Genomic DNA, 26,101 nt, shown 5'->3' with positions numbered 1-26,101 from the left:
GTCAGTGGTAGTTATGATAAGTTCATCCGGGTCCCTAGAAATTCAAGCGAACTCTCGTTTCAATAGTCTTCTGTCAGGTGCATTGTTTGTCGCCTTGGGATCTTCCAGCTATGGAATGCTTTCGACATTCGTAAAACTCGCATACAAGCACGGCTACTCCACAGCCGAGGTCACAATCTCCCAGGTTATTTGGGGCGCGCTGATTTTGACGATCATGAATAGTCTGTTCAATAAGAACCAGGAAAAAACAAATTCGCAGGATCTCCGTCAGCTTGTGATCGCGGGATTTCCGGTGGGCTTGACCAGTGTTCTTTACTACATGTCGGTGATGTATATCGATGCGTCGGTCGCCGTGGTGCTGTTAATGCAATCCGTTTGGATGGGAATTGTGATCGAGTCAGTTCGTGGTAAACGCGCTCCCGGGATCGACAAAGTTTTGGCAGTGGTGATGGTTTTGTGCGGAACTTTGATGGCGACCAACGTTTTCGGAGCTGCTCACAAATTGGATATGCGGGGAGTTGTGCTGGCTGTTTTGGCGGCCATGGCATTTAGCTGGGCATTGGCTTCCACCCAAAGTGTGGCAGCGCATCTACATCCGATCAAACGCAGTCAGATCATGATGTATGGGGCCTGTGTTGTGGTGGGGATCTTTGGTTTCCTGACTCAGTTAGGGCCTTATTATTTTGGCATGCACTTGATCGGTGAGCAGTTCATTCACAATCAGGCGTTCAACTTTCCGATTTTCCTGTCTTACGGTTTCATAGTTGCGGTCTTTGGAACCGTGATACCGCCGATCATGTTGAATAAAGGTTTTCCAATTGTTGGTGTGGGGTTGGGCAGTATTATTTCGGCGCTGGAATTGCCCTTCGCGATGACGATTTCATATTCCGTATTAAGTGAAGTGGTGGCGGGCACCCAATGGTTGGGGGCCCTGATTATTATTGTCGCCATCGTTCTGTTGAATTTTAAAATGATCGTTCCTGACGCGCGCAATCATTAGCTTGGAAGGCCACGTTTGATTTAAAGCCGTTTCATAGTGCTGGCGGGAATTACAAAACAAACACCAATTGATTCCTGTTGTTTACAAAGGTGTTCCGTACTAACTGTTTGAAAAAAAACAGGAGTACTCCATGAAACTATTGATTGCACTGGCTTTGGCTTTTCCGATGTTCGCCCATGCTTATGGCGAAACTTTTCAAAATCGTTCTGAAAACCCTTACGTACCTCAAGAAGGTAAAGTAACTGCGAAACAAATTTGCGTTGACGAGAAAAATGAAGTTTTCCGCGTCTTCGTTCCTCAGCACAACAAAGAATATTGCAAATCAATCCGTTGGGATCGTTCTGATTCCCACTATCCAAAAAAAGTATGCGTAGGTCGTACTGTAAAAGTAATTCCTGCACAAACGGTATCAGTATCTCCGTTTTATGAAAAAGTGGTTTGTGTAAAATACGATCACACTGATTCAACTCGTCGTACTTGCAAAAAGTCTGTAGTGCAAACGGCTCAATACCCAACAAGCTACCTGCAATACACTTACGAGGCAGCTGACTGGCGCAAAGAGCGTCCGATTCGTGTTCAAGAAAAACAAATCGAAAGCTGTAAGTAATCAAAAGGGGCCCAGAGCCCCTTTTTTAGTCCTCCTGCCACAGGGTCTCAACAAGAACCTTGGCCGGGAGACTGCGAATCCTCGCCACTCCTTCACCAGCCCAAAGGGACAAGTAGTCTGATTTACCAAGCTGGGTGGCTTTATTGCGGATGTCCCGGGTGAAGTTATTCTGAGCCGGAAATGGCAGAATGCTGTCGACCTTGTTTCTCATCTCTTTCAAAAAACGATTTTCAATGCCACGTGCGATTCTTCCGGAAAAGGCGCGGGTGAGATCCGTTGTTGAATTCTTGGAGTTCAGCAAGGCAGTGCGGTAAGTTTCTGAAGTTCCGGCTTCTTCGCAAAGAAGAAATGCCGTGCCCAGTTGGGCGAAGTGGGCTCCGCTATTCAAAGCTGTGCGAATGTCCCGGCCAGTCATCATCCCGCCAGCCGCGATGATTGTGGTTTTTACGTTTTGCGAAAGTAGTTTTACCAAATCCAACATTCTGATCTGTGGGTCTTCACTTGTTAAAGAAAAAATCCCGCGGTGTCCACCGGCTTCCACTCCTTGAGCCACGATGGCATCGACTCCGAGGTCGACCAATAGCTGCGCTTCCTGAATTGTTGTGGCGGTTCCAATGGTTGCTATATTTTGGGACCGGCAAGCTGTGATGCACTCTTTTGGAACAAGACCAAATGTGAAGCTGAATACCGCTGGTGATTCCTGCAGGACGATTTCGAATTGCTTGTCAAAATCTTCCGTCAACGGGGAATGGAGGTTTGGGAGCGTGCTGATTTCCAATTCTTTCCGATAGCTGGCAAGAGCTGCGGTGGCTTTTTCAATTTGTTCGTGATTTAAGACTGGATCTTGAATTGGTGCGAACAAGCCGACCGCAAAGGGGTTTTCCGTCAGACTTTTTGTAGTTTGAATTGTCTTCTTTATTTGCTCGGGGGACTCATAGGCACATCCCAGTGAACCCAAGGCTCCCGCATTTGAAACAGCTGCTGCCAGTTGGGGAGTTGAGGGACCGCCTGCCATGGGCGCCAGAATCAATGGTTTTTGCAGAATGAGTTTGCCAATTTGATGCATAGGTGACTCACAGGATATGGTTTTTTAGGAAAATGGCAGCCTTTTTTAATGTGTTTTCTTGCGGATGACCTTCCACCAACACAACAAGATCAGAGTGAGTCACGAGCGGCCAGAATGGGGATTCAGCAGTCAGACGATTCTTGTCGGTGATCAGGATTATTGTGTGATCTTCGATATCAATGCTGACGGCGTTCAGTGTCTGCAACCTCAGGCGTTCCGGAGCTGCGTAGTAAGGTTCTTCATGTTTGATTGCGATAAACTGATACTCCTGGTCTTCAAGTGCTCGGGCGCAGTAGTCTTTGGCGATTCGCTCGTAGGCACTTCCCAGTAAGGAATTCTGATCGTTATCGCAGTTTATCTCATGCTGAATAATCAAGCCCGTTGCATAGTACAGGAGTCCGGACTTCGCAAGACCGGCATGAACCTCCACCGAAAGCGTTTCTTCCTGATATTTAAGTTCACGGGTCTTTTTGAAGTATTTTTTTTCACCGAAGAACGCCTTTGCAAACGCCTCTTCGCGCGAAAAGCGCAGATTGCATTCGTCGCACACCAGTGATTCAGTTTGGGAGAAAAAAGCTTCTTTATGACATAGCGGACACTTGTTCATATTGTCAGAATAGGGCGGGGTTGAAGGTGTGTACAAGCTTTATTGAAGCGGATTCGGGCTTTCTGATTTAAAATGCAATGCCCGAAGAGTCGGAGAGGTTTTTGTTGTAAACCCCACCGAAAAATTTCCACTTTCACCGGTGACCGCATCGGAAAGACGATCAATCACCTTATAGATGTCAGGACGGGGTTCTCCAATTCGCACCTGGGTTTTGGAGTCCAGATCCCAGCAGAGTCTGATCAGCATGGATTCCTCCGAAAGCTTTTCAGGATTAATACGGTGAGGAAATCCCTTTTGGTCTGTCCGTTCATGACTTTGCAGGATCATCATTTTCATCGCCTCATTGAGTGGGATCTTTCGGGAAAGGCACTGATTTAAGCTATAAATGGGATGTTTTTGGTACTCTTGCAATTCCTCGGCATTCATTTTTTTGATATCGTTGGTGCGCAGTTTGGCAGAGGCTGAAGGGGAGAGCTCCAGATAGCCGATATCGGACAGCAGGGCTGCAATCATGACCTCCAAGGGATTGCCGATAGCGGTGTTTTGACTGAGGACCGCAGCGTAAGAGGCAATAGCGGGGGCTCGTTCCAGGGAGCCAAAATCACCGACGGAGGAGTTGTTGATGATTTCAAAGGGATTCTTGATCACTCCTAACGTGGACAAGAGCTCCTTGGCGAACTTTTCGCACGTTCCATAAAGTTCCTTGCCCAGGGCAAAGGAAGCCGCTGAGCTTTGATCGCTGATCATCAACGCAAGCTCCAGAAAGGACTGACTCATCTGCAGAAACTGCAGGCGACAGCGGCGCAGAGCGCTCAGTTCATCCTGGTTGTCGAAGCTGCGACAGTATTCGATCCATTTATTGAGATCCTGTCTTCTAAGATAAAGTTCTCCCATCTCAGAAAACTTCTTAAGAAATGATTCGTCGATATGACTGCCGGGTTTGGCAATCTTCAGAAATTTCTTGTTGGCGGGCATCATATAGTGAAGCGGGAAATCCAATTCGGTGTCGGGCAGAATATCATAGACCTTAATGGGGATATAGGAAGAGCGAATAACCTGGGTCGTTACGAACTCCAACTTGCTTGTGGTGAAGAACTCATTCTCCATCAGAACCAAAGAGGCACCGGATGTTTTCACAATGCGGGCGTCTTCGGGTTTAAGTTTGGAGTTTACGACCGCGATGATGTAGCTGTCAGCCGCGACCTGACAGGCAACCTGCACCATACCCGCGGCTTCATTTGGTTTCTCGATTCTTGCGCAATCCAGAATGATACAGGTGATGGATTTGTATTTTTCAGTTTCCTCGAAAAAGGAATCCGGATCGTTGAAACTTGCAAAATCAAAAGAGAATGTATCAGCAAGAGTTCTTGCTCTTTTGACGAATTGAGAATCTGCTGAGACCACGACTAAATCGAGACTTCTCATGGCGAAGCCTCCTGTTGACTTTTAGAGTGGTCTGACGTGGATTCTCTTGCAATATGTAATTAGAAAGCCTCTGTCTCAGGATCCCAATCCGCCGTAAGTCCGACGACGACGATCTCTTTCATGACGGGATTGTCTCTGATCAGCCCCGGGGATCTGTTTAATTCATCCTGCGCAATCTTAACCAGCTGGGTGTAATATAATGGGATTAATTCTTTCCCACAGGATTCACAGTCTATGATTAATTCGTCACTGGTATTGTGTGTTTCGCCACAGTGTTGGCAGCGGCGGAAATGGATTTTATGACTCATGAACGTTCCTTTGTCTGATTTACTAATCGTAATGCGAACTGAAAATGCTCACAATCCATAGTCTCAATTTAACCTGTTAAATTGCCTCAAGATTTCTTGAAATGTATAATGTGAATTGCATTTGGTATTCTATTGAGCAAAGGGGGCCACCATGAGGAATCAGTTCTGGTTTACTCTCGTTTTGGGATTGCTTCTATCCAGCGTTCTGTTCGGCGCTGATGGAGACTATAAGAAGCTCACGGATGCGGAGCTTCGTAAGAAGCTGACGCCCATGCAGTACCAGTGCACGCAGCAAGCGGCGACAGAGAAGCCCTTTGATAATGCCTATTGGGATAACAAACGGGCCGGGATCTATGTGGACATAATAAGTGGAGAGCCGTTATTTAGTTCCACGGACAAGTATGATTCTGGGACCGGTTGGCCCAGCTTTACCAAAGCGATTGATGAAGATGTGGTGACGGCTCGGCCGGATCGAGAGATGTCGGTGGAACGAACAGAACTTCGTTCCAAAAAAGCAGATTCGCACTTGGGTCACTTGTTTGATGATGGACCGAAGGATAAAGGCGGGAAACGTTATTGTATCAACTCGGCGGCTCTTCGTTTCATTCCGGTTGAGGAGATGAAATCCAAAGGTTATGAACGCTATCTTCATCTTTTCTCAGATTCAGCCAAGACCAAGAAAAAGTAAGGATTTATCGTAAGAATCTATGTATAGTGTAGTTCGTTCGATATTTTTGGAGTCAATAATACTACGAGTGCTTTTTCCTGGATTATTATCCGAGAATTTCTTTGATAAACTCACAAGATCCATTTGGAGCGCTTTAAAATCATGAGTTCACTGAAGTTCATTCTGACATTCTTTTTTACGGCCTCTTTTGCCGTTACAGGGGCTTTGTCTTTGTTTACCCTCGTTGAATATCGACGCGTGAGTAAAGCGCTTGATACGGCAATGGTGATTAAGCCTCATCCCTATGTGCCGTTTAAGGACCTGCCTCCTTCTTTGATTAAAATAATGAATGAGGTGGAGTACCCTCAGTCTGCACTGTGCAACGAATGGTCGGCCTTCCAGAAACTAGTCTCAGACACACCGTCGCTGCATTTGGATTGCAAACTTTCCTGGGAGTTGATTGAGATTTTGATGCCGCCCCAAGGTCGGGGGACTTTCATAAAGGGTGTTGAAGACCAAATGGCCTTCATACGTCTGCATCTTAACTACAGCTATGATCAGATTTTAGAGCAAGTTATCAACAGGCACTCATTTGGAAATGTGGAAGGGCGTGAGCTGGGTGGTTTTCAAAATGCCAGTACTTACTACTTCAAACGAAACTTAAACGAGCTAAGTCTCGAACAAGTTGCAGGTGTGGTTGTGGTCAGTCGTAATCCCACTTACTACCATCCAGTTGCGGAGAATCGAATGTATCAGCGGAGTCGGACCTTCTTATTGAACTTAATTCGTCCACAAGGTGCACCGGCGTACTAATTATGAGTCAGCTTGTGAGCCTGCTTTGATATGACTCCAAAAAGGTGCAGTTTGTATTATGGGCTCTTGCATCTTGTCTTTAAAGCTTTCATCATCAAGTAATGAATTATAAAACCAACGGTGACGCGATTGAGATCTTTCTCGAGGGACCTATCAGCGAAAAAACCGAGCTCTTTGATGTAAAAATTCAGAACTTCAAGAACATTAAATTAAATCTGTCCAAGGTGACTTTCATCAATTCCATTGGTGTTAAGAATTGGATTTCCTGGACAGTGCGGTTTTCGCTGGGTACCAAGCTGGTCATGGAGGAGTGTCCTTACGTGATCGTGAATCAAGTCAATATCGTTCACGGATTTGTGCCCAAAGGGACGGTCATCGCCTCTTTCATTGCGCCATTTTTATGTGAGTCTTGTGCCTTTGAAATGACGATGAAGCTGGAAAATGACGTTCACTATAAGTATGCGGTGAACCAGCTTCCGCACGAAGTGCATTTGCCGGATTTGACCTGCACGAAATGCGCAAGTCCCATGGAACCGGATTTCATGGTGGAAAAAATCTTCTCTTTTCTTAAAGAAAAAGCAGTTTGATATAAAAAACCCAGGAAGCGATCCTGGGTTTTTCGTTTTAAGGATTAAAAATCTCAGCGTAGGTTTTAATCAGGTTCTCATCCACGCGTTTGTGCAGATGACTGCGGTTCAAATCGCTGTGGTGGGATATTCCCATGGCTCCGATCATATGAGCGACAGATTCCAACGTTTCCTGATGGAAGTTCTTAACGCGTTCACGTTTGGTTGGAACGTGAAGGCCTTTAACCAGATTTGGATCCTGAGTAGCGACCCCCGTGGGACATTTGTTGTTATTGCAACGAAGCGCCTGAATACAACCCAGGGCCAGCATCATGGAGCGGGCAGCATAAGTTGCGTCAGCACCGATGCACAGAAGCTTCACGATATCAAAAGCGGTTGTGATCTTTCCGGTCGCGATGACTTTGATTTTGTCTTTAATGCCTGCGGCCTTCAATGTATCAATGACCACCACCAAAGCATCCACGCCTGGTGTGCCGATATAATTTGAAAACTCCAATGGTGCGGCACCGGTTCCGCCTTCAGCGCCGTCGACGACGATAAAGTCGGGATATGAATTGCGGGCGCGCATAAGGTTCACAAGCTCCTGGAATTCCTGGCGATGACCCAAGCACATTTTGATTCCGACAGGTTTTCCACCTGAAAGGTCACGCAGTTTCGCAATGAACTCCAGCATTCCGGCTGCATCCGAGAAAGCTTTGTGGCCTGGAGGGGACAAGACATCTTTCCCAATCGGAACGTTACGGATGCGAGCAATTTCCTCTGTCACTTTCTTTCCGGATAGCATACCGCCGTGGCCAGGCTTTGCACCTTGGGAAAGTTTTAGTTCGATCATCTTTACCTGTGGACGGCGAGAGTTGGTTTTAAACAACTCCGGATCAAAATCCCCATCGTGAGTGCGGCAGCCAAAGTAACCGGTGCCGACCTGCCAGATAAGATCACCATCAGGTTGCAAATGATAAGGCGAAATACCGCCTTCGCCGGTGTTGTGGGCGAAGCCACCATCTTTAGCTCCACCATTCAGGGCCAGGATGCTGGCTGTGGAAAGGGAACCAAAACTCATTGCGGAAATATTTAATAACGACATGGAATAAGGCTGTGTACACAATTCGCCGCCAATCGTGATGCGCAAACTTTTGCGATCCACGTGTTTGGGATAAAGAGAGTGAGTGACGAATTCATAGCCTTGTTTGTAAACATCGTGTTGGGTTCCAAACGGAATAGTATCCAGAACTTTTTTGGAACGTTGATACACGACAGAGCGTTGTTCACGATTGAACGGTTTTCCATCAGTGTTGGATTCAATGAAGTATTGATTGATCTCGGGACGGATGGATTCCAGAAGATAACGAAAGTGTCCGAAGACAGGGAAGTTGGATTTGATGGCGTGGCGAGGTTGCATGATATCGCGAAAGCCAAGTAAGAAGAATGGTACAAAAAATATCAGCGTGAAAAGTCCCACAGGCCAATATAAATAAAATATGAAATTCATGACGATCACAAAAGCAAATGCCGTGTAAAAGTCTTTTCTCATCTCAAAACCTCACTGTTGTATTTTGAATATTGTTAAATACTAGTCGGCAAGTTTATAGACCAACTCGACCTATTTGAACATTCCAAAAGTGAAGTTTGCCACAAGCGAATTTTACTCGCATATTAAGTCTTGTTATCGTCTGGACTAACTTAGTGAAATGGTCAAAGGAGAGAAGATGAAATTGAATTTGGCAATTGGAACTGTCGTCGTTGTCGCCGTTGCGATTCTGTCGGGATGTGCTTCAGGAGGTAAAGTGGAAGAGTCAAAGAAACCTCTGGTTCGATCGGGGTATGCCGAAGTCAACGGCCTGCGCATGTATTATGAGATTCACGGGGATAAAGCTGGTGTGCCGCTCGTATTGTTGCACGGTGGGGGCTCAAGCATTGATGTCACCTGGGCGCATATTATCCCGTATTTCACTCCGCAACGAACGGTTATTGCCATCGATGAACAGGCTCATGGGCGAAGCGGGGACCGACCGGGGCCCGTGGTATTTGAGCAAACAGCAGATGATGTCGCCGCGTTGATGAAGTCTCTTGGTGTTACCAAGGTGGATGTCATGGGTTTCAGCAACGGTGCGACCAATACCTTGCAGCTCACACTAAGGCACCCCCAGTTGGTTCGCAAAATGGTTCACATTTCTTCTTTTACCAAAAGAAGCGGAGCCGCTCCGGGCTTCTTCGACTATATGAAAAAAGCGACTTTTGCGGATATGCCGCAATCATTAAAGGACGCCTATTTGAAGATCAATCCGGATCCAGCGGCTCTTCGCAATATGCATGATAAGGATGCGGCACGGATGAGGTCTTTTAAGGATATTCCGGATGGCAAAATCAAATCCATCACCTCGGCAACGTTGATTGTTCAGGGAGATCAGGATGTTTCAACGCCGGAGCATGCAGTCGCCCTGTCCAGGCTAATTAAAGTTTCCAGGCTCATGATTGTACCAGGAGGGCACGGAGACTTCCTGGGGGAAACCTCTATGTCTGCAGTTGTCACCAAGGTTCCGGAATATACCGCAGGGTTTGTGAATGAATTTCTAGGTAATCCTTAGCAGGGGCCTTTTCAGGTCTCGTGTCAAATTCTTAGGCATTGATTTGATGATCAGGGCGAGCTGGTTCGTGTTCAACCTTGCATGCGGGTTGCATGCAAGGGGGCGAAGGAGTTCGTTTATGAAACTATTGATTTGTGCCCTTATGCTTATTTCCAGTTCTGCAATGGCGGCTGGCTTTTATGACCGTGATTCAGGAGTTTATACCAAGGCGGATTCTTACCAGCAACTTAGCTGGTGCGACGCGAATAAAGTGGTAAGAGAATCCAGTGCTGGAGAAATCGTCGTAGTTGCGGATTGCAATCAAAACCAGACGATCTGTGACTCGGAAGCCATGATCTTTAATAAAACTGTGATCTATCGCGCGGTTTGCAAGTAATCAGCAAAAAACTCCGAGACCAAATTCAAAATCAGTTCGGGGTTTTCACGGTGGGGCACATGCCCCACACCCGGCAGCACCCATTCTTTGACAGGTCCCCTGACGTTATTGGCAATCAAATTTGGAAAAGCCACGGATCCGAATTCATCACGTTCACCATGAATGACCAATGTTGGTGACGTGACGTTGGATAGAGCCGGCTTTAGTTGCCAGTTTTCAAAATCTTTCGATAACCAAACATCAGTCCATGCATGCAAAACCCATTCGGCCTTATCGCCATGCCATTTGCGCAGCTTGTTTAATTGCTCTTCATTCTGAAATGCAACCTTGGCTTTAGTGATTCCATCTATTGTGCGATCTTCCACAAATGCCTGAGCTGATTCAGAGACTATGGCAGTACAAAATTCCGGATAATGGGCGGCAATCTCCAGCGCCATGCCACCACCAACACTGTGACCAAAAAGTGCAAAGCGATTGAAGCCAAGTTCTTTGCGTAGCTGCGGGAAATAGACGGTGGCTTCTTCTTCAATAAACCTTTGGGAGGGAAGTGCTGAACGAGCCGTCGACTTTCCAAAGCCCATTCTGTCATAAGCAATGACAGGACAAGACAAACGTTCTGCAAGTTGTTCGGGGAAGCTTCGCCACTGCTCCACAGATCCAAGACTGTCATGAAGCAGAATAAGGGGATCCTTTGTGAGCACTGTGGGGGGCACCCACTGACGGACGAAAAGTGAGCCTTCTGAAATGCTAACTACTTTGTCTGTGACGGAGACTTTTGACATGGCCCCATGCTATTAGATGCCTCGTGTGGTGTCGAGAGTAAAATGGGTTCACAGGAGGGGCTATGCAAACATCATCAGAAAAGAGACAACCTCGATTTGAACACAAGGACTCTACCACCAAGGCGAAACTCATAGAGATTGAAAGAGAATATTCAGTTCCTGTTCGTGAATTGTGGCAGGCCTTCACTAATCCCGAGGCGCTGAAGCAGTGGTGGTGGCCCAATGGAATTCACGCCGAGCACGTGGAGTTGGAGGCGACAGAGGGCGGAAGATATTTTATTAGCATGAATGGCTACGATGGTGCCGGTCCTGTGGGTGGAATGACGGGACGCTTTGAAGAGGTCGTCGAAAACGAACGCCTGGTCATGACCGATCAATTTGCAGACAAGAGGGGGAAGGCCATCACTCCCGATCAGGCACAGATGCCTGGCGGTTGGTCGGATATGGCCTACATTACTTTTGAGTTCGAATCAGATGGAAGCAATGGCAGTCGCTTTAAATTATCCCAACAGGGTATTCCGAATGAATATCAAAAAGACTGCATTCAGGGCTGGTCCGAATCTTTTGATAAACTGGAAAGTTACTTAAGCAAACGTAGCCATTAGAAATCAGTTAAGTCTATAATGTGGCTTTGGGAGATGGGCCACATGTTGAAGATTATTTCTTTCGTTGTCATATTCGTTTTGATTCTGGTAGCCGGGGGATTGCTGATCACAAGTTGTGCGGCATCCTTCGGAAAGCTTCCGAATAAAAAAGAAACTGATACTTTTGATAAGTCATCGCACTTCGATCGTGAAAAGGGAATTTTCGTCAATCGTCGTGCGAATATCCTGGATGAAATGCGCAAGCGCACCATGAACTTTGCAACAATTAAAGAGTTCCTGCTGGGTGGTGACAAGGATCGCATTCCAAAGCAGAGACTCCCAGAGGTTGCGCCTGACTTTGCTGAATTCCTGAAATCCAATAATGACTTGAAGCTGATGTGGTTTGGACATTCAACCATTCTTTTGAATTTCGAAGGAAAGGTGGTTTTAATCGATCCCGTGCTTTCGACAGGTACGGGGCCTTTGGGCTTTATGATGAAGCGCTTTCAGGATCCGGTTGTGCCACTTTCAAGCTTTCCAAAAATCGACATGATCGTTATCAGTCATGACCATTACGATCATTTGGATATGGATTCAATCCGGTTCTTTAAAGACAAAGACGTTCCGTTTGTTGTTCCTCTCGGGGTCGGTGCCCATTTGAAAAGTTGGGGAATTGCCGAGAACAGGATTCAGGAGTTGGACTGGTGGCAATCAGCGAAGCTCGGGGATATTGAGATGATTGCCACCCCGGCGCAGCATTTTTCCGGCCGTGGTATTTGGAATCAGAATAAATCCCTATGGGCATCCTGGGTGGTCAAGAGCGACAGGCATCGTATTTTCTTTAGCGGTGATTCAGGGTATGACACACATTTTAAAGAAATTGGTCAGCGTCTGGGGCCTTTTGATATCGCATTCGTGGAAAGCGGACAATACAACGAAAAGTGGCGCGAGGTGCATTTGTTGCCCGACGAGTCAGTTAATGCCTTTAAGGATTTAAATGCGAAAAGGTACTTCCCAATCCATTGGGGAATGTTCAGTCTGGCATTTCACTCCTGGTTTGAGCCGCTTGAAAAATTAAGTGCCGCAGCCAGCGCAAATGGAATGAAGCTGGTAACACCCAAAATTGGTGAAATCGTCACTGTGAACGATTCCTATTCAAGTGAACCTTGGTGGCGCGAAAAGTCTCCGGCTACTGAATAACAGAGGTTGCCGGGCGTATTTAAATTCGATAAAACAGAGGGATGAGTAAAATTTCTGTACTACCACCCTCTGGCTTTCGTGACTTTACCCCTGAAGAATCTGCGGCCCGCAATTTTCTGATCGAAAGAATTTCTGAAATTTATTTGAGCCATGGCTTCCAGGCGATTGCCATGCCATTTCTTGAGAATCTGGCAACACTCGAAGGTAAGGGTGGGGGCGCTGGAAATGAAAAACTCATTTTCAAAGTTCTAAAAAGAGGCGAGGCTTTGACCCGCTCTCTTGAAGCTGGTGCAGCAAATCTTGCCGATATGGGCATGAGATTCGATTTAACTTTGCCCTTGGCCAGATATTATTCTCGTTTCAAGCAGCAGTTGCCAAAGCCATTTAAAGTTTTTCAGATCGGTCCCGTCTGGCGTGCCGACAGCCCACAAAAAGGCCGCTATCGCGAGTTCTATCAATGTGACGTCGATATCCTGGGCTCCCGCGAGATCGGAGCCGAAGCGGATTGCATGGCGGCGATTTTGAAAGTGTTCTCCAGTCTTCAGGTTGAAAATGTGGAACTTCATCTGAATGACCGCAGGTTGCTTGCCGCTCTTAAGGATTCTGATCTGTCAGAGGCGCAGTGGGCTGAGGCCCTGGTAACCCTGGATAAATTGGACAAGGTCGAGCGCGCGGGAGTTGAGGAAGAGTTAACTGCCAAGTTCGGTCGGGTGCCTGAGGGTATTCGTCTGGTTTTGGATGGAGCTTCACTGGAAAAACTGATGACCATCGAGAGTGAATCAGTATCTTCCTTGAAATCCCTTGTTGAAGTTTTAACTGCGGCTATTCCGGGTGCGAAAGTGCAATTCAATCCGTCTTTGGTGCGTGGGCAGGACTACTACACCGGTACAATCTTCGAATTAAGACATCCGGATCTTTCCGGGTCGTTGGGTGGTGGTGGCCGATACAACCGCCTGCTTGAAGTGTTCGGTGGTGAAGAGGTGCCGGCATTTGGTGGCAGCATTGGCTTTGAACGTTTGTTTTTATTGTTGCAAGAGAAGGCTGACAAGTTGAATGTCTCCTCCACACCTCACGTCTTTTTGCCACTGTTCAGCGCAGAGATGCGAGCACCGTTGATGAAGTTGGCTCTGGAGATGAGAGCCGCGGGCCTTCGCGTGGATATCTATCCTGATGCCGCGAAACTTAAGAATCAATTCAAATACGCGGATGATCGTAAAATCCCGTACACGGTGATTATCGGTGGAGATGAGTTGGCTTCCGGAGTAGTGAAATTAAAGTCCATGGCCGAAAGAAGTGAAGAAGCTGTACCGGTGAATGAATTGGTTCACCGGTTGGTGCAACTTTCGCTTAAGTCAAAGTAACGGTCCCACCAAACGTGATAGATCACCCGCCCATACTTCCAAGCTGTGACGTTCTTCGTGTTTTTCCAGAGTGTAATATTCGGATTGATTCAGATATTCATCCTGTAGATTTCGCAGTGCTTGCGTGAAATCTTTGTCGTAGATGGCGACGGTAATTTCAAAGTTAATACGCAAGCTCCGTGGATCCAGATTCACCGAACCAAACAAAGAAACATCTTCGTCAATTGTGATTGATTTAGTGTGCAGCAAACCCGGTTTGTAAAGTGCGACCTGAACACCGGCGGCAAGTAGATCTTCGAAGAAAGACCGGCTGGCCCAGTGGGAAATTCGTGAGTCGATACGCGCTGGCACAATCAGAACCGTGCGAACGCCCCTGCGTGCCGCCGCGAGCAATGCATAAAGCATGGACTCGCTGGGCAGGAAGTAGGGGGTGGTGAAAACAATTTCCGAATGAGCCGAGGCAATGGCCATCAGCAGGGCCTGTTCAATAGATGAATATTTGACGGCGGGGCCGGAGGGCAGGCATTGAATGAATGCCGGCTTGGTGTGGGTATGATCGGGTGAACGCGATTTTTTTAATTCTTTGGCAAAGTCACTGCCGGTTTCCACACACCAGTCACTTAGGAAGACCGTTCGCAAATCCTCGACTGCAGGTCCTTGAATTCGCGCCAGGGCATCAATCCAAGGGGCGGCCTTTGATTTTCGATGAAAGAAAAGGGGATCTGCAAGATTCATACTGCCGACGTAACCAATTTCGTCGTCGATAACCACAAGCTTGCGATGCATGCGCAGATCGGGACGTGCGATCAGGGAACGAAAAATTCCTGACGGCAGTGCCACCACCATTTTAACGCCAGCTTGTTTCATTTTTCTGTAGTTGGCGCCCTTTATGAATTTGGAACTGCCAATGGCATCCACCAGGATCCGGCAGCGAACGCCCCGTTGAGCGGCTGCAATAATCTCAGCGGAAATATTGTCAGCGCGGCCGCCATCACTCCAGATATAAAATTCGATATCAATACTTTGTTGGGCGGAGGCGATATCTTCAGAAAGTTTGCTGAGGGCTATATCTGAATCTTTAAGCAGCTCAATGTTATTGCCGGTTTTGGGTGCGAAACCAAACAGGGCCTGATAGGCGTGGTGAAGGTCCCCTTGGTGAACTTCATTTAGAATTGAATCAGTCGGTTGAGCCGCGGCAATTGTATTCAGTGTGTTCTGCACCCGGCGCAGTCTTCTCATGCGGCGATGTCCCTGGCGATATTCTCCGAATGTCCAATACAGAATTGTGCCGGCAATCGGCAAAGAGACCATCAGGCCCAGCCACGCCCAGGCAACAGATGCTGGAAGGCGACGTTGAATGACCCGGGCGCAAATCCAGATACGCACAATGAAGTCGACTATGAAAATCAGCCATTGCACCCAGCTTGTAAAATTGAAATCAAAAGTCCAAGTCAGCATCGGGTGTCCTTCGGTGCGCTATTTAAAGACGATGGCTTTGCCAATGGGGGCAAGAGAAATTCCAGCGAGTTTTAAATGCTGAATTGCGAAGGGAATACCGATGATGGTGATGCCAAGTAAAACGGCGTAAAGTAAATGGGTCAGAGCCAGCCACCAGCCGCACAGAACGAACCAAATGATATTTCCAATCATTCCCAAGGCGCCGGTGCCAATATCACCTTGTCCTCGAACATGTTCCCGGTCTGCAACCTTGGACCCGAAGGGCCAGAGGTTTAGCAAGGCAATATTGAAGGCCGCACGAGCCCAAGGGATTCCAACAATGGTTATGACCATGAATAAGCATGAGGTGAACCAAGAGATGGCGGTCGTCCATCCTCCTAAAAAGAGCCATAGAGTATTTAAGATAAAGTTCATGATTCCCCCGGGGTTAGAATGAGGTGATCAGCGCCAGTGGTCAACCGTTACTCCTCCGTGCTCGTTGACACAGTCACTTTTGATTTTAAGCAACCGATGCATTCTTTCATCGAGATTTTTCTAAAAGGCGATTCAAATCTCCAGACAGACCTAGGTCCAGAAGACCTAATTAAAACTGAAAGGAACAATCATGAATCGTCAAAAGGCGAATCGAATTTTAATGTCATTGGTGCTTTGTCAGGCGCCACTAATGGTGCAGGCAAGTTCTGCAAACTATACCTCTTATCAAGGCGGTGATCAGGAGGCGGCGATTTTGCCACAGAACCAATATGAAGCTTCGGCGCGTGTTGATTCTGTCAGTCGCAAAAATGGCGGACAACTGTATCGCCTGGATTTGGTTAAACCAATTCCATTGACTCAGATTAAAGCGAAGCCTAAGGCCGGCAAAGTTAAAGTTATCGGAGTCAACCTGGTGACAGATAAAGGTGAGCGCGTAATTGTGAAAGCGTTTAATAACGTGACAATCGCGGATTCTGATTCAGTTTTGGCATCTGAAATCCTAAGTCTGAACGAGAATATTTCTTCCATCGAAATCCAGGCAGAAGCAATGGGTGGGAATGCAAACCTGGACATTACAGCGGTTTCCGGTCAGGAAGCTCCAAAGTTTGGCTCTCGTGAACAGGAAAATTCATGCAATAAAAAGTTTGATGCTGTCCTGAAGGAAAAACTGGATACAGTTCAAATTTGGGCAGGCCGTGCAGAGAGCAGTACACAAGGTTCATGGCAGGAAAAATATGCGACGAAGGAATTCAACAAATATGTTGCTGAGTTCGTGGCAACTTTGAAGGCAGACAAAAATCAATTTGCGTCTCCGGACTATATGTTGACCCTGGTAAACTTCTTCGTGGATCGTCACAATGCAAGTCGTCCGGAAAGTGCAGCGGATGTGGGTTACAAAACAATGGCAGTGGAAACATTTGATACATTCCTGACTGCGATTCAAAGTGACCAGGCATGCCGTCCTGTGACCAGTGATTCTTTGATTAAAATCTCCCTTGATTTCCAAAAACGTCAGGACGCCAACAAGCCAGACAGCCGTGCCAGAAAACTTTATGATGTGGCCATCGGTAAAATCGGTAAGTTGATTCCAGGTCATTATCGTAAGGAGATCGCGGCTAAGAATCTGAATTTCCGCCAGGCTGACACTGAAGGCTACCGCAATTATAAACTTTTTGTGACTAGCAAGCCTGAAAGCCTGATGAAAAACGTATATCAGGAAATGGCAGCGAATGCGTACTCGATCGCTGAACAACAGTTGATGGTGGAAGTGAAATCGTTGAATAACGAACAAACTTACCAGCTGATCGTTGAGTATCAAACGAAGTACAACGATCCGGCAAACTTCCCGCAAGAAACAATGGCGAAGTATCTGACTATTTTGTCAGAGCATAGCAACTTCTTGAAATTTCATGCGGTAAGATAGAGGACCTGTGGATTAAATGAAAAATGCCAGCGTAAAGCTGGCATTTTTTTATTCTCAGTAACCGATACCGGCTGAGATCGTATTTTGGAAATCACTCTTTTCCCAATCATTGTCGCGAAAGACGACGGTCGAACTTAAACTGATATTGACCGGTCCAAAATTCAAACCAATTGAAGCACCCGCATAAGGGTTGTAGGCGATTGGGCGTTCGTCTTTCACTGTAACGCCACCAGATGTGGTTTCACGCACGGACTTTGTTGCTTGTGCACCTGCTCGTCCACCCAAATGAAAATACTGAGTGCGGTAGGTGGAGCTTAAGCCCACTTTAAGACGCTCATCATCTGTTTTCACTTTCTCGGGCGCCGTGGAGAAGTCCTCTGTGTCAGAGGCTTTGGAGTACTCTGTTTCAAGTGACAATAGATCGACCCCCAGGCTCAGTCTTAAGCCGTACATGGAGCGAGTTTGCAGGTGGGGTGTGGGGTAGTCGCGCCAAACGGTTTCAATCCCGTAAAGAGGCTCTATGCGATAACCAGTACCTTTAGCCAGAGTGAATGATGCAGCACTTGCTGCGTTGGTGCCTGCGAATCCTGCAAGCAATAAGAACCACTTAGCTGTCTTTAGCTTCATGAGTTGCCTCCATGCGTATGTATGTCAGTTTACACAAGATCAGATTGCCGGGAAAGTGGTAAGATGACTGATATGAAATCACGAATCAGTTTTATCTCAATCTGGACCATATTCTCGTTGTTCTTTGGAGTGACAGTTCAGGCGGCAAATACCGAGACAGCCTATCTGGCCGGTGGTTGCTTTTGGGGAATGGAAGATCTCTTAAGGAAGCACCCTGGAGTGCAGAGCACCGAGGTCGGGTATATGGGTGGGAAGCTTCCCAATGCGACCTATGAAATTGTGAAAACGGGGGCCACCAATCACGCTGAAACTGTGAAGGTGGAATACAACCCAAAACAACTCAGCTATGAAAATCTGCTGCTCTATTTTTTTAAAATTCATGATCCCACGACTCTGAATCGTCAGGGGAATGATATTGGCACCCAGTATCGCAGCGAAATATTTTATACAAGCGAAGAGCAGAAAAATACTGCATACAAAGTCATAGCCCGGGTCAATAAGTCCAAAGCATGGGGTAAGGACGTATCGACAGTGGTCGGTGCCGCTGGAGACTTCTGGAAAGCTGAGGATTATCATCAGGACTATCTGAAGAAGAACCCCGCCGGCTATACCTGTCACTTCGTCAGAAAAGTGGAGTTTTGAATCGGAGTACACTCGCAGCTCATTGTGGTATCATAAGGCCGAATATGAAGGGAGGTCTTATGAATGCACAAACTCAAAAAGACACTCTTGAGGTTGGTCAAAAGCTCGTTAATTTTTGTAAATCCAATCAAGTCGTAGAAGCCATAGAAACTCTTTACGCTGACGATATTGAAAGTCGTGAGGCCATGGAAACACCCGGCATGCCTGCGGAGTCCCACGGCAAACAAAACGCCTTGAAGAAAAATCTGGAATGGGAAAAGAAAATGGAAGTCCATTCATCACAAATTGATGGACCATTTCCTTCCGGAGATCGTTTTGCCGTTCACTTTAATTATGATGCCACTGATAAGGAAACCAACAAACGTTGGGCCATGGAGGAAGTTGGTATCTATACGGTGAAAGACGGAAAAATTGTGAAGGAAGAGTTCTTCTATACAATGTGATTTAGGAGTGCTTTAAAAAACCAGGTCAGCTGTGGTTAGTGATTCATACTGCCAAGCTGACTTGGTGTATGAGTTGGAGCATGAGATTCTTCACGCATGGTGCAGTTCGAATAAAACAGACAGACAAACAGGTATAGTCCCGAGAGAGTAAGAAAACCTTTAACTCTAATTTTAGCCATTCCTGAGTCCTCCGTGCGGCCGTCCCATTCATATTTTCGTACGAAATCCGAATTTTCTCGATGGTTAAAGGAGAAAAACTGCTCCTTGATCTCGAATTAAAGCGCACTTTTTTTGAAAGCGATTTCTTCTCTGAATTGAATCGTGCAATTTCGCTGACTTAGGTAAAGAGTTCGCGTCACGAAATTTTATCAATCGCGAATCGTGTTGAGAATACTAGAGGGATTATTCCAGAATTTGGTCCAGTGAATGTTTGGAAAACTGATCAACTTTTTTACAATCTGCAAATGAAAATAAAAAACCGGACGAGGGCATCGTCCGGTTTCAAATAGGTATATTGCTGGAACAGTATTAGCGGCAAATCATTTTGGAAACGTGGTTGCTGTACTCAAAGCCCGAGTCATTTTCATCGTATTCAAAAGTGGAGTTGGCTTTGCCCAGGTCACCCAATGTCAGCTTCGCCCATTTTTCTCCACGTGATCCCAAGGAGCCCACGACGGATTGATTGGAAGCTTCAGCCAATTGGTAGGAACCAGAGTCTGCGGTCCAAACATCAGAATAGTCTTCTGAGTTTTTAGCTTTTGTTTTTTTGGTTTTGTAGTCAAAAGAGATCCCGTCATTCAACGAAACCTGAAGACTGACTGTGCTGCCATTTTTGTCGATACCACTGCAGGAAATTGTTTTGGCGTGGGCCGCCGTGGAGGAAATTAGTGTGGCCGCAATTAATAGAGAACTGATTTTCATAAACACCTCAATAAAAGATGCACCCTTATACTGCGGATTGGGTGCGATGAAGGACTCCAAGTGGACTTATTGAAAAAGATCAAAGTGTGTCACAATTTTTGACACTTTGATTTTGGGAGGGGCCGGGGCCGAGGGGTGCCTATTTTGTCGTTTGTTTTGGAAAGTATTTCCCGGTTAGGGGTGGTGATTATAGCTCTTCTGCAAATGAGCGGGGGAAGGCCTGTCGGCACAGAAAATGGATAGAGAGGGCTATCAACCTTTATAAGGAACCATTTATGACAAAGAATTATACAAAAGTTTTGGCAGCTTCGGCATTGATGATGATTTTCGGTGCTTCTCAGGGTTACGCCTCCATGGCAAAAGACAACGCAGTGGATGCTCAATCTGAAGTTGAAAGCGCATTTGCAAATCTGGATGAAGCTCAAGGTGGTTTCGATGAGTCCGTTGCGGAACTGGAAAGTGCAAAGTCAGATTTTAAATCCCGCACTGCTGAACATAAAGAGACATCTTCGCGCACACGCCGTGAAATCAAACGTTTGCAGGCCGATGCCACTAAAAACTCCAAACAAACAACACGTTTGATTGGCGAGACGATCACTCTTCGTAAAGCCATTGGTAAAATGGAGTCCGAGGAATCAGCAGCTCAGAACAAACTGGCTCGTGCCACTGATAAATTGAACAAAGCCCGTTCTGACCGTGATCAATCTCAGGACAGAAAGTTGCAATTGGCGGCGGCTATTAATTCCACCAAAGGTGAAATGGCCCGCACTAATGCAGCTTTGAAAACAGAGCAGGCGAAGTTGGCTCGCGCTAAAAATGAAGAGCGCCAGGCGGCAGCTTTGCTAAAACAAACTGATGCACAGTTTGTAAAAGCCCGTGCAAACTACGAGCGTGAATCAAGAAACCTTGAGATGCAGACAAGAAATGCATTGGCTCAGGCTGAAAAGCATAACAGAAAAGCTCAGTTGAATATCGACAAGAAAAAAGATCTTCAGGAAAAGCTGGCACAAAAACGCCAAAAACTGAGCGAAGCCAAAGCAAAACAACAAAAAGCTTTGGCTCGTTTGGGTAACCTGAACTAATTCAGGCTTTTTTGGAAATCGGCTTCAATTTTTTTGTAAGTGCCGTTTTCGATAATAGTTTTAAGTCCCTTTTCAAAGATGGCGGCATACTTGGCGCCATCTTTGTGTTTTTTAGAGAAGTTGATATAAAGTGAATCGCGGGAAACCTTGCCAACGGCCTTCACTTTCGACAGGAGATGCGGGTTGTCCTTAAGAATTTTTTCTCCAGTGAGTCCCCACAGAATGGCATAGTCAATTCTTCCGGACGCCAGTTTTTGCATCTGGGATTTTTCAGTAGGCCCCACTTCGCGCAGGATCTTCTTATTTTCAATAAAAGTAGTCGGGTAGGTGTAACCCATGGTTACGCCCACTTTTTTTCCTTCAAGATCGATTAGCGTGACCGGCTTGCTGTTGATCTTGCCATAGATATACATCTCAGCCTTGAAAAGTGGTGTCGGGTGAAACAGGTATCGGTCCTGGGTGTCGGCATTGATCAGAGTGTCAAAGCAGCCCAAGGATCGTCCCAAGTCGACTTCCTTCATGCAGCGGGTAAATGGCATCGGGCGGAATATGACGGTAATTCCCTGTGACTTAAAAGCCGCACGAATAATATCAGGGGCAAGTCCTTGCAGGTCTTTGTAGTCTTTGGTGGCTGAGGAATAGGGGGCCCAGTCATCTTCGCCGTTCAAGTGAATGGTCTCGGCGGAGGCAGCGGAAACGGATGTAAACATCAAAGCGGCAAAAATCAAATGTATCAGCACCATCACTTCAAGCTACAATAAGAACTGTCGTAATTATACAACTATTTGCTTACTCGGACTTATACGAGTTATCATCAGCTTTATAACAGATGTACAACTGGACCTGTTCGTACTAGGATGCATCGCATGGATTCAGAAAATTCACATAATCGCCCGGTTTACATTCCCTATTCAGGAACCTTCCTTTTGGATATTTCGTTACTAAACAAGGGGAGTGCCTTTTCCGAAGAAGAGCGATCCAACCTGAATCTTCACGGCCTGCTGCCAGAGCAGATTGAAACAATCAGTGAGCAGGCGGCCAGAGCCTACAGTCAGTTTAAAGTTATTAAAAACAGCCTGGATCGCCATGTGTTTCTGCGCAATCTGCAAGATACCAATGAAACATTGTTCTATCATCTGGTCGTAAACCATATCACTGAAATGCTGCCGGTTATTTACACACCGGTTGTCGGTGAAGCCTGCGAGCATTTTTCCGAGATCTACCGTGCTCATCGGGGCTTGTTTATTTCTTATTCCCATCGCGATCGAATTGACGAAATGCTTCGTAACGTCACCAAACAGAAAGTAAAAGTCATTGTTGTCACAGACGGGGAAAGAATTTTGGGTTTGGGTGATCAGGGCATTGGCGGCATGGGAATTCCTATTGGAAAGCTTTCCTTGTACACCGCTTGCGGTGGAGTCAGTCCGGCTTACACTCTGCCGGTGGTTCTTGATGTCGGAACAAACAATCAACAGCTGATCAATGACCCACTGTACATGGGTTGGAAACATCCGCGCATCTCGGGTGAAGAGTACTATGCCTTTGTGGATGCTTTTATTGAGGCGGTAAAACGTCGCTGGCCCGATATTCTTTTGCAATTTGAAGACTTCGCTCAGAAGAATGCCTCCCCTTTATTGAAGCGATATCGCGATGAGCTGTGCTGCTTTAATGATGATATTCAGGGAACGGCCGCAGTTGTGGTCGGCAGTCTGGTCGCTGCAAGTCACGCAGCCGGTGGACACCTTCGCGATCAAAGAGTGGTCTTTTTGGGCGCCGGGTCTGCAGGATGTGGAATCGCGGAGCAAATTATTGCCCGAATGAAGCTTGAAGGTTTGAGTGAGGTCGATGCTCGTGCCCGGGTTTTCATGGTGGATCGTTTTGGTCTTTTGACTGACAAAATGCCAAATCTTTTGGATTTCCAAGCTCCGTTGGTTCAGTCCTCGGAAAGTTTGCAAAGTTGGAACATAGGGGAAGGTGAGATTTCACTTTTAGAAACGGTTCGTCTGGCAAAACCGACGGTTTTGATCGGTGCCTCCGCCCAACCGGGACTGTTCACAGAAGAGATCATTCGTTTGATGCACTCCAACTGTGCCCGTCCGATCGTGATGCCGCTTTCTAATCCAACTTCCCGCGTGGAAGCACTGCCAGAGGATATTATTCGCTGGACGGATGGGGCGGCTTTGGTTGCAACTGGAAGTCCGTTTGCTCCGGTGTCTTTCGGAGACAGGATTTTTCCGATCGCTCAATGTAACAACTCTTATATTTTCCCAGGTGTGGGTTTGGGTGTTATTGCCTCAGGGGCCCGTCGTGTGACAGACCTGATGTTGATGGCAGCAAGTGAAGCATTGGCGAGTTGTTCGCCGATGGCGACCGATGGAAATGGGGCCTTGTTGCCGGAGCTGAAGGATATTGCCGAAGTTTCCCGCAAGATTGCATTCGAAGTGGGGAAGGCCGCGCAATCCGACGGAGTGGCGATCACTACCACTGACGAGGAATTGCTGGCCTCCATTGAAAAAAACTTCTGGAAGCCCGAGTACCGCGATTACCGCCACAGAGCTGCGACTTAAGCGAGTCGCAGTCAGGCCGTCAAAAAGTTCGACGAAATATAAATTTCAGAAATTCCCTTTCATTGCCATTAGACTGAGATCTATGATTCAGGATCTTTGGCACACGTTTCCACGCACTTTGGTTGAAAGAATTAATTCCTTGCTGGATGAGGCCGAGCCCAGTCCTGCAAAGGCTTTTCAACTTTATAAATCCTGTCAGAGTGAAAATCTGTGGAGTGATACCTTTGAGAAATTTCAGAAGAAACTGAATTTGTTTTATCAGCTGCCAAAGCACGACCGCAAAAAAAGCGCCATGGATAAGGTGCTGGATGCTCCGATGTCGTCTGTGACTTTTGAGGAGTTCCACTTAAACTTCAGAAATGGCCTGGTTGACAATCGCTCTTTGACGTCACTGGCAAGTTGGACTCATCATTTGCTGCGCGTAGGGGGCAAGTACACGAGCCTGGTTATTGCCGAGGATGTCATTACCAAAACACTCAACTACATCACGCACCCTCCGCTGTTTGAAAAGTCATCCAATATTGATTTCGATGATTTTTGTGAGGCCTGGAAAAAGACGGTCTTTAAACTTTATGGCAGAAATCACGACGCGGAAATGACACGCATCGTGGGTGAACTGCGTATGTTGAGCGCGCAGCTGATACAGGAAGAGTCCGAGCATCGCGAACGCCCGTTGTTGATCCCTGGGATTTATCTTACGCAGACTGAAATCGACTGGACAATGGCGGTGATGGAAGCGGCGGAGGAAAACCTGGAAATGCCGAAGTATCCTCTTTCGCGGGGACCGCAAAAACCGCGTCTAATTGAATTGTTGCGGGTGGTGCAGCTCTTTAAGATCGTGCAAAACACGAAGTTGCCCGAATTCGTTCAACACCGTGAGCGCATACGAGCCACAATCCTGGATCGCTGTCAGCGTCTGCTTGCCGACAAAGCGAGCTAAATCTTGGCCAGAGGCGTTACCGCTTGAAGTCATATATACCCCAAGCCTAGAACCTGTGCTCTAGTTTCGAGTGAATTTCTATTTGAATTCTCTCGGGGGAATCATGACCAAAAAGTCAGCGCGCAAACATTTGTCACCAAGAACACAAGCCATTCACGGAGAAGCCCTTTCCAAGTCATGGGAGTTTTCTCACCATTTGATTCCACCAATGACGGCATCGACGACGTTCCGCTTGGGTTCACTGACTCGTGGAGCAGAGGGTTTTAGCAGCTTTGCGGGTGACACCAAGGATAAGCCAATCTGGATCTATGATCGTCTTGAGGAACCAACGACCAAAATGCTGGAAGATCAATTGGCGGTTTTGGAAAAAGGCGAAAGTGCAGTCACGTTCGGAAGCGGCATGGGTGCCATTTCTTCGACATTTATGACTCTTATGAAAAGTGGCCAGCGTGTGGTGGCTCATAAAACTCTTTATGGTTGCACTTACAGTCTGATCACAAACTGGTTGCCGCGATTGGGGATCGAACACTCCTTGATTGACGTCAATAATTTGAAAGTCCTTGAAAAGGAACTTAGCAATCCGCAAACACGCGTGATTTATTTTGAATCGGTATCGAATCCGATTTTGGAAATCGCTGATCTGGCAAAAATCACAGCTCTGGTAAAAGCGGCAAATAAAAAACGCAAAGTGGATGACCGTATCTATACGGTGGTGGACAACACGTTCGCAACCCCTTGGTCCCTGCGCCCTATCGAGTGGGGAGTGGATTTCGTGATCCAAAGTTTGACCAAAAATATTTCTGGCTTTGGTACGGAAATGGGTGGAGCCGTGATTGCTCCAAAATCTTTTGAAGGCATGTTGCGTGTTGCACGTAAGGATTTTGGTGCGATCATTCATCCTTATTCTGCATGGCACATTATGGTTTATGGTATCTCAACCCAGGCGATTCGTTTTGAGCAACAGCAGGCGACGGCAATGAAGGTTGCGCAATTCCTGGAAAAACATCCAAAGGTGGAGTCTGTCACCTATCCGGGTTTGAAGTCTCATCCGCAGTATAAATTGGCACGCAAATATTTGATTTCTCCGGAAAACAAATTCTGCCCGGGCACGATGATTTCCTTTAACGTTAAGGGGAATATGAAGCGCTGTCAGAAGTTTGTCGATGATATCGCACAAAATTCATATTCGATCACTTTGGCGGTTTCTTTGGGGCTGACCAAGACGCTGATCGAAGTTCCGGGTTTTATGACTCACTCAGCGATTCCTGAAGATAAACGTGGCGAGAGTAAAATTGATCCACGCGCGATTCGCTTAAGTATTGGTCTTGAGAATGCCAAAGACATCATTTCCGATATCGAAGACGCACTAAAAAGAATTTAATACATAACAATTGACGGGGCTTTGTGTTTCCGACATAAAGCTCACCACAAGCTAGGGGTGCTTTCTGCGTAGTGCAGAAGGCTGAGAAATACCCTTTGAACCTGACAGAGATAATGCTCGCGCAGGGAAGTCGTTAATTAACTGAATCTATTCACAGTTAGCGCATTTCCCTGAG

Annotated in this window: 29 protein-coding genes and 1 riboswitch; of the genes, 17 read left to right on the top strand and 12 right to left on the bottom strand. The window is 46.7% G+C overall.

From position 1 onward, the window contains the following. Positions 1–13 precede the first annotated feature (13 nt). Together AAAA73_RS17175 and AAAA73_RS17170 are read left to right on the top strand one after the other, a co-directional pair. Positions 14–1,000 carry an EamA family transporter gene (locus AAAA73_RS17175; protein WP_340599728.1) on the top strand — a complete coding sequence of 329 codons (987 nt, stop codon included), beginning with the start codon at positions 14–16 and terminating at the stop codon, positions 998–1,000. Positions 1,001–1,130: 130 nt separating this feature from the next. Continuing rightward, positions 1,131–1,607, top strand: a complete 477-nt coding sequence (locus AAAA73_RS17170; protein WP_340599727.1) for a hypothetical protein — start codon at positions 1,131–1,133, stop codon at positions 1,605–1,607. Positions 1,608–1,632: 25 nt separating this feature from the next. Here AAAA73_RS17170 and AAAA73_RS17165 read toward each other — a convergent pair whose 3' ends face one another. Genes AAAA73_RS17165 through AAAA73_RS17150 form a run of 4 tightly spaced genes read right to left on the bottom strand, consistent with a single transcriptional unit; the run spans position 1,633 to position 5,013 of the window. Then, on the bottom strand, positions 1,633–2,673 hold the full coding sequence (locus AAAA73_RS17165; protein WP_340599726.1) for an NAD(P)H-dependent flavin oxidoreductase: 1,041 nt from the start codon (positions 2,671–2,673) through the stop codon (positions 1,633–1,635). Between the two features lie 7 nt (positions 2,674–2,680). Beyond that, on the bottom strand, positions 2,681–3,280 hold the full coding sequence (locus tag AAAA73_RS17160; RefSeq protein WP_340599725.1) for a hypothetical protein: 600 nt from the start codon (positions 3,278–3,280) through the stop codon (positions 2,681–2,683). A 39-nt stretch (positions 3,281–3,319) separates the two neighbouring features. Beyond that, the gene (locus tag AAAA73_RS17155; RefSeq protein ID WP_340599724.1) at positions 3,320–4,705 is read right to left on the bottom strand and encodes an HD domain-containing phosphohydrolase; all 1,386 of its coding nucleotides are present in this window, start codon (positions 4,703–4,705) and stop codon (positions 3,320–3,322) included. Between the two features lie 59 nt (positions 4,706–4,764). After that, positions 4,765–5,013 (bottom strand): hypothetical protein, encoded by a 249-nt coding sequence (locus AAAA73_RS17150; RefSeq protein WP_340599723.1) that lies wholly within the window; start codon positions 5,011–5,013, stop codon positions 4,765–4,767. Positions 5,014–5,164: 151 nt separating this feature from the next. Here AAAA73_RS17150 and msrB point away from each other — a divergent pair, with 151 nt between their 5' ends. From msrB to AAAA73_RS17135, 3 genes are all read left to right on the top strand, one after another. Next, positions 5,165–5,701 carry a peptide-methionine (R)-S-oxide reductase MsrB gene (gene msrB, locus AAAA73_RS17145; protein ID WP_340599722.1) on the top strand — a complete coding sequence of 179 codons (537 nt, stop codon included), beginning with the start codon at positions 5,165–5,167 and terminating at the stop codon, positions 5,699–5,701. A gap of 141 nt (positions 5,702–5,842) precedes the next feature. Continuing rightward, the gene (locus tag AAAA73_RS17140) at positions 5,843–6,493 is read left to right on the top strand and encodes a transglycosylase domain-containing protein (RefSeq protein WP_340599721.1); all 651 of its coding nucleotides are present in this window, start codon (positions 5,843–5,845) and stop codon (positions 6,491–6,493) included. A gap of 101 nt (positions 6,494–6,594) precedes the next feature. Beyond that, a complete protein-coding gene (locus AAAA73_RS17135) occupies positions 6,595–7,080 on the top strand; it encodes a hypothetical protein (protein ID WP_340599720.1) in 486 nt (161 codons plus the stop codon). A gap of 37 nt (positions 7,081–7,117) precedes the next feature. On the opposite strand, the gene AAAA73_RS17130 is transcribed toward AAAA73_RS17135, so the two are convergent. Continuing rightward, positions 7,118–8,611 (bottom strand): FMN-binding glutamate synthase family protein, encoded by a 1,494-nt coding sequence (locus AAAA73_RS17130; RefSeq protein ID WP_340599719.1) that lies wholly within the window; start codon positions 8,609–8,611, stop codon positions 7,118–7,120. A 175-nt stretch (positions 8,612–8,786) separates the two neighbouring features. Here AAAA73_RS17130 and AAAA73_RS17125 point away from each other — a divergent pair, with 175 nt between their 5' ends. Both AAAA73_RS17125 and AAAA73_RS17120 read left to right on the top strand, forming a co-directional pair. Further along, positions 8,787–9,665: an alpha/beta fold hydrolase gene (locus tag AAAA73_RS17125; RefSeq protein ID WP_340599718.1), complete on the top strand. Its 879-nt coding sequence runs from the start codon at positions 8,787–8,789 to the stop codon at positions 9,663–9,665. Between the two features lie 118 nt (positions 9,666–9,783). Next, positions 9,784–10,041: a hypothetical protein gene (locus AAAA73_RS17120; RefSeq protein WP_340599717.1), complete on the top strand. Its 258-nt coding sequence runs from the start codon at positions 9,784–9,786 to the stop codon at positions 10,039–10,041. Here the strand turns inward: AAAA73_RS17120 and AAAA73_RS17115 are convergent. Then, on the bottom strand, positions 10,020–10,823 hold the full coding sequence (locus AAAA73_RS17115; RefSeq protein ID WP_340599716.1) for an alpha/beta fold hydrolase: 804 nt from the start codon (positions 10,821–10,823) through the stop codon (positions 10,020–10,022). The genes AAAA73_RS17120 and AAAA73_RS17115 overlap by 22 nt on opposite strands. A 62-nt stretch (positions 10,824–10,885) precedes the next feature. Between AAAA73_RS17115 and AAAA73_RS17110 the strand changes: the two genes are divergently transcribed. The 3 genes from AAAA73_RS17110 to hisS are packed head-to-tail and all read left to right on the top strand — an operon-like array spanning position 10,886 to position 13,968. Then, on the top strand, positions 10,886–11,428 hold the full coding sequence (locus tag AAAA73_RS17110; protein ID WP_340599715.1) for an SRPBCC family protein: 543 nt from the start codon (positions 10,886–10,888) through the stop codon (positions 11,426–11,428). A 42-nt stretch (positions 11,429–11,470) separates the two neighbouring features. Next, positions 11,471–12,607, top strand: a complete 1,137-nt coding sequence (locus AAAA73_RS17105; RefSeq protein WP_340599714.1) for an MBL fold metallo-hydrolase — start codon at positions 11,471–11,473, stop codon at positions 12,605–12,607. 41 nt (positions 12,608–12,648) lie between these two features. After that, on the top strand, positions 12,649–13,968 hold the full coding sequence (gene hisS / locus AAAA73_RS17100) for a histidine--tRNA ligase (RefSeq protein ID WP_340599713.1): 1,320 nt from the start codon (positions 12,649–12,651) through the stop codon (positions 13,966–13,968). On the opposite strand, the gene cls is transcribed toward hisS, so the two are convergent. Together cls and AAAA73_RS17090 are read right to left on the bottom strand one after the other, a co-directional pair. Beyond that, the gene (gene cls, locus AAAA73_RS17095; protein WP_340599712.1) at positions 13,960–15,426 is read right to left on the bottom strand and encodes a cardiolipin synthase; all 1,467 of its coding nucleotides are present in this window, start codon (positions 15,424–15,426) and stop codon (positions 13,960–13,962) included. The genes hisS and cls overlap by 9 nt on opposite strands. A gap of 18 nt (positions 15,427–15,444) precedes the next feature. After that, on the bottom strand, positions 15,445–15,840 hold the full coding sequence (locus AAAA73_RS17090) for a YccF domain-containing protein (RefSeq protein ID WP_340599711.1): 396 nt from the start codon (positions 15,838–15,840) through the stop codon (positions 15,445–15,447). 190 nt (positions 15,841–16,030) lie between these two features. On the opposite strand from AAAA73_RS17090, the gene AAAA73_RS17085 reads away from it, so the two are divergent. Then, the gene (locus tag AAAA73_RS17085) at positions 16,031–17,323 is read left to right on the top strand and encodes a beta-sandwich domain-containing protein (RefSeq protein ID WP_340599710.1); all 1,293 of its coding nucleotides are present in this window, start codon (positions 16,031–16,033) and stop codon (positions 17,321–17,323) included. A 54-nt stretch (positions 17,324–17,377) separates the two neighbouring features. On the opposite strand, the gene AAAA73_RS17080 is transcribed toward AAAA73_RS17085, so the two are convergent. Further along, a complete protein-coding gene (locus tag AAAA73_RS17080) occupies positions 17,378–17,950 on the bottom strand; it encodes a hypothetical protein (RefSeq protein WP_340599709.1) in 573 nt (190 codons plus the stop codon). Between the two features lie 72 nt (positions 17,951–18,022). Here AAAA73_RS17080 and msrA point away from each other — a divergent pair, with 72 nt between their 5' ends. Both msrA and AAAA73_RS17070 read left to right on the top strand, forming a co-directional pair. Further along, positions 18,023–18,592, top strand: coding sequence for a peptide-methionine (S)-S-oxide reductase MsrA (msrA, locus tag AAAA73_RS17075; RefSeq protein ID WP_340599708.1), 570 nt, complete (start codon positions 18,023–18,025; stop codon positions 18,590–18,592). A 59-nt stretch (positions 18,593–18,651) separates the two neighbouring features. Beyond that, a complete protein-coding gene (locus AAAA73_RS17070) occupies positions 18,652–19,035 on the top strand; it encodes a nuclear transport factor 2 family protein (protein WP_340599707.1) in 384 nt (127 codons plus the stop codon). A gap of 35 nt (positions 19,036–19,070) precedes the next feature. Here AAAA73_RS17070 and AAAA73_RS17065 read toward each other — a convergent pair whose 3' ends face one another. Beyond that, positions 19,071–19,214, bottom strand: coding sequence for a hypothetical protein (locus tag AAAA73_RS17065; protein ID WP_340599706.1), 144 nt, complete (start codon positions 19,212–19,214; stop codon positions 19,071–19,073). A gap of 349 nt (positions 19,215–19,563) precedes the next feature. Next, the gene (locus tag AAAA73_RS17060; protein WP_340599705.1) at positions 19,564–19,956 is read right to left on the bottom strand and encodes a hypothetical protein; all 393 of its coding nucleotides are present in this window, start codon (positions 19,954–19,956) and stop codon (positions 19,564–19,566) included. Positions 19,957–20,231: 275 nt separating this feature from the next. Between AAAA73_RS17060 and AAAA73_RS17055 the strand changes: the two genes are divergently transcribed. Continuing rightward, positions 20,232–21,038: a hypothetical protein gene (locus tag AAAA73_RS17055; protein ID WP_340599704.1), complete on the top strand. Its 807-nt coding sequence runs from the start codon at positions 20,232–20,234 to the stop codon at positions 21,036–21,038. Here AAAA73_RS17055 and AAAA73_RS17050 read toward each other — a convergent pair. Then, positions 21,035–21,781, bottom strand: coding sequence for a substrate-binding periplasmic protein (locus tag AAAA73_RS17050; protein ID WP_340599703.1), 747 nt, complete (start codon positions 21,779–21,781; stop codon positions 21,035–21,037). The genes AAAA73_RS17055 and AAAA73_RS17050 overlap by 4 nt on opposite strands. 123 nt (positions 21,782–21,904) lie before the next feature. Here AAAA73_RS17050 and AAAA73_RS17045 point away from each other — a divergent pair, with 123 nt between their 5' ends. The 3 genes from AAAA73_RS17045 (at position 21,905) to AAAA73_RS17035 (ending at position 25,926) form a co-directional block, all read left to right on the top strand. Further along, on the top strand, positions 21,905–23,605 hold the full coding sequence (locus AAAA73_RS17045) for an NAD-dependent malic enzyme (RefSeq protein ID WP_340599702.1): 1,701 nt from the start codon (positions 21,905–21,907) through the stop codon (positions 23,603–23,605). Positions 23,606–23,687: 82 nt separating this feature from the next. Beyond that, positions 23,688–24,545, top strand: a complete 858-nt coding sequence (locus AAAA73_RS17040) for a hypothetical protein (protein ID WP_340599701.1) — start codon at positions 23,688–23,690, stop codon at positions 24,543–24,545. A gap of 103 nt (positions 24,546–24,648) precedes the next feature. Further along, positions 24,649–25,926, top strand: a complete 1,278-nt coding sequence (locus tag AAAA73_RS17035; protein ID WP_340599700.1) for a trans-sulfuration enzyme family protein — start codon at positions 24,649–24,651, stop codon at positions 25,924–25,926. Between the two features lie 43 nt (positions 25,927–25,969). Next, a riboswitch (TPP riboswitch) is annotated at positions 25,970–26,071 on the top strand. Positions 26,072–26,101: the final 30 nt, after the last annotated feature.

The organism is Bdellovibrio sp. GT3 (genome assembly GCF_037996765.1).
Lineage (GTDB): Bacteria > Bdellovibrionota > Bdellovibrionia > Bdellovibrionales > Bdellovibrionaceae > Bdellovibrio.
Note: the sequence above shows the minus strand (reverse complement) of the source record. Positions and strands in the feature narration are given on the sequence as shown.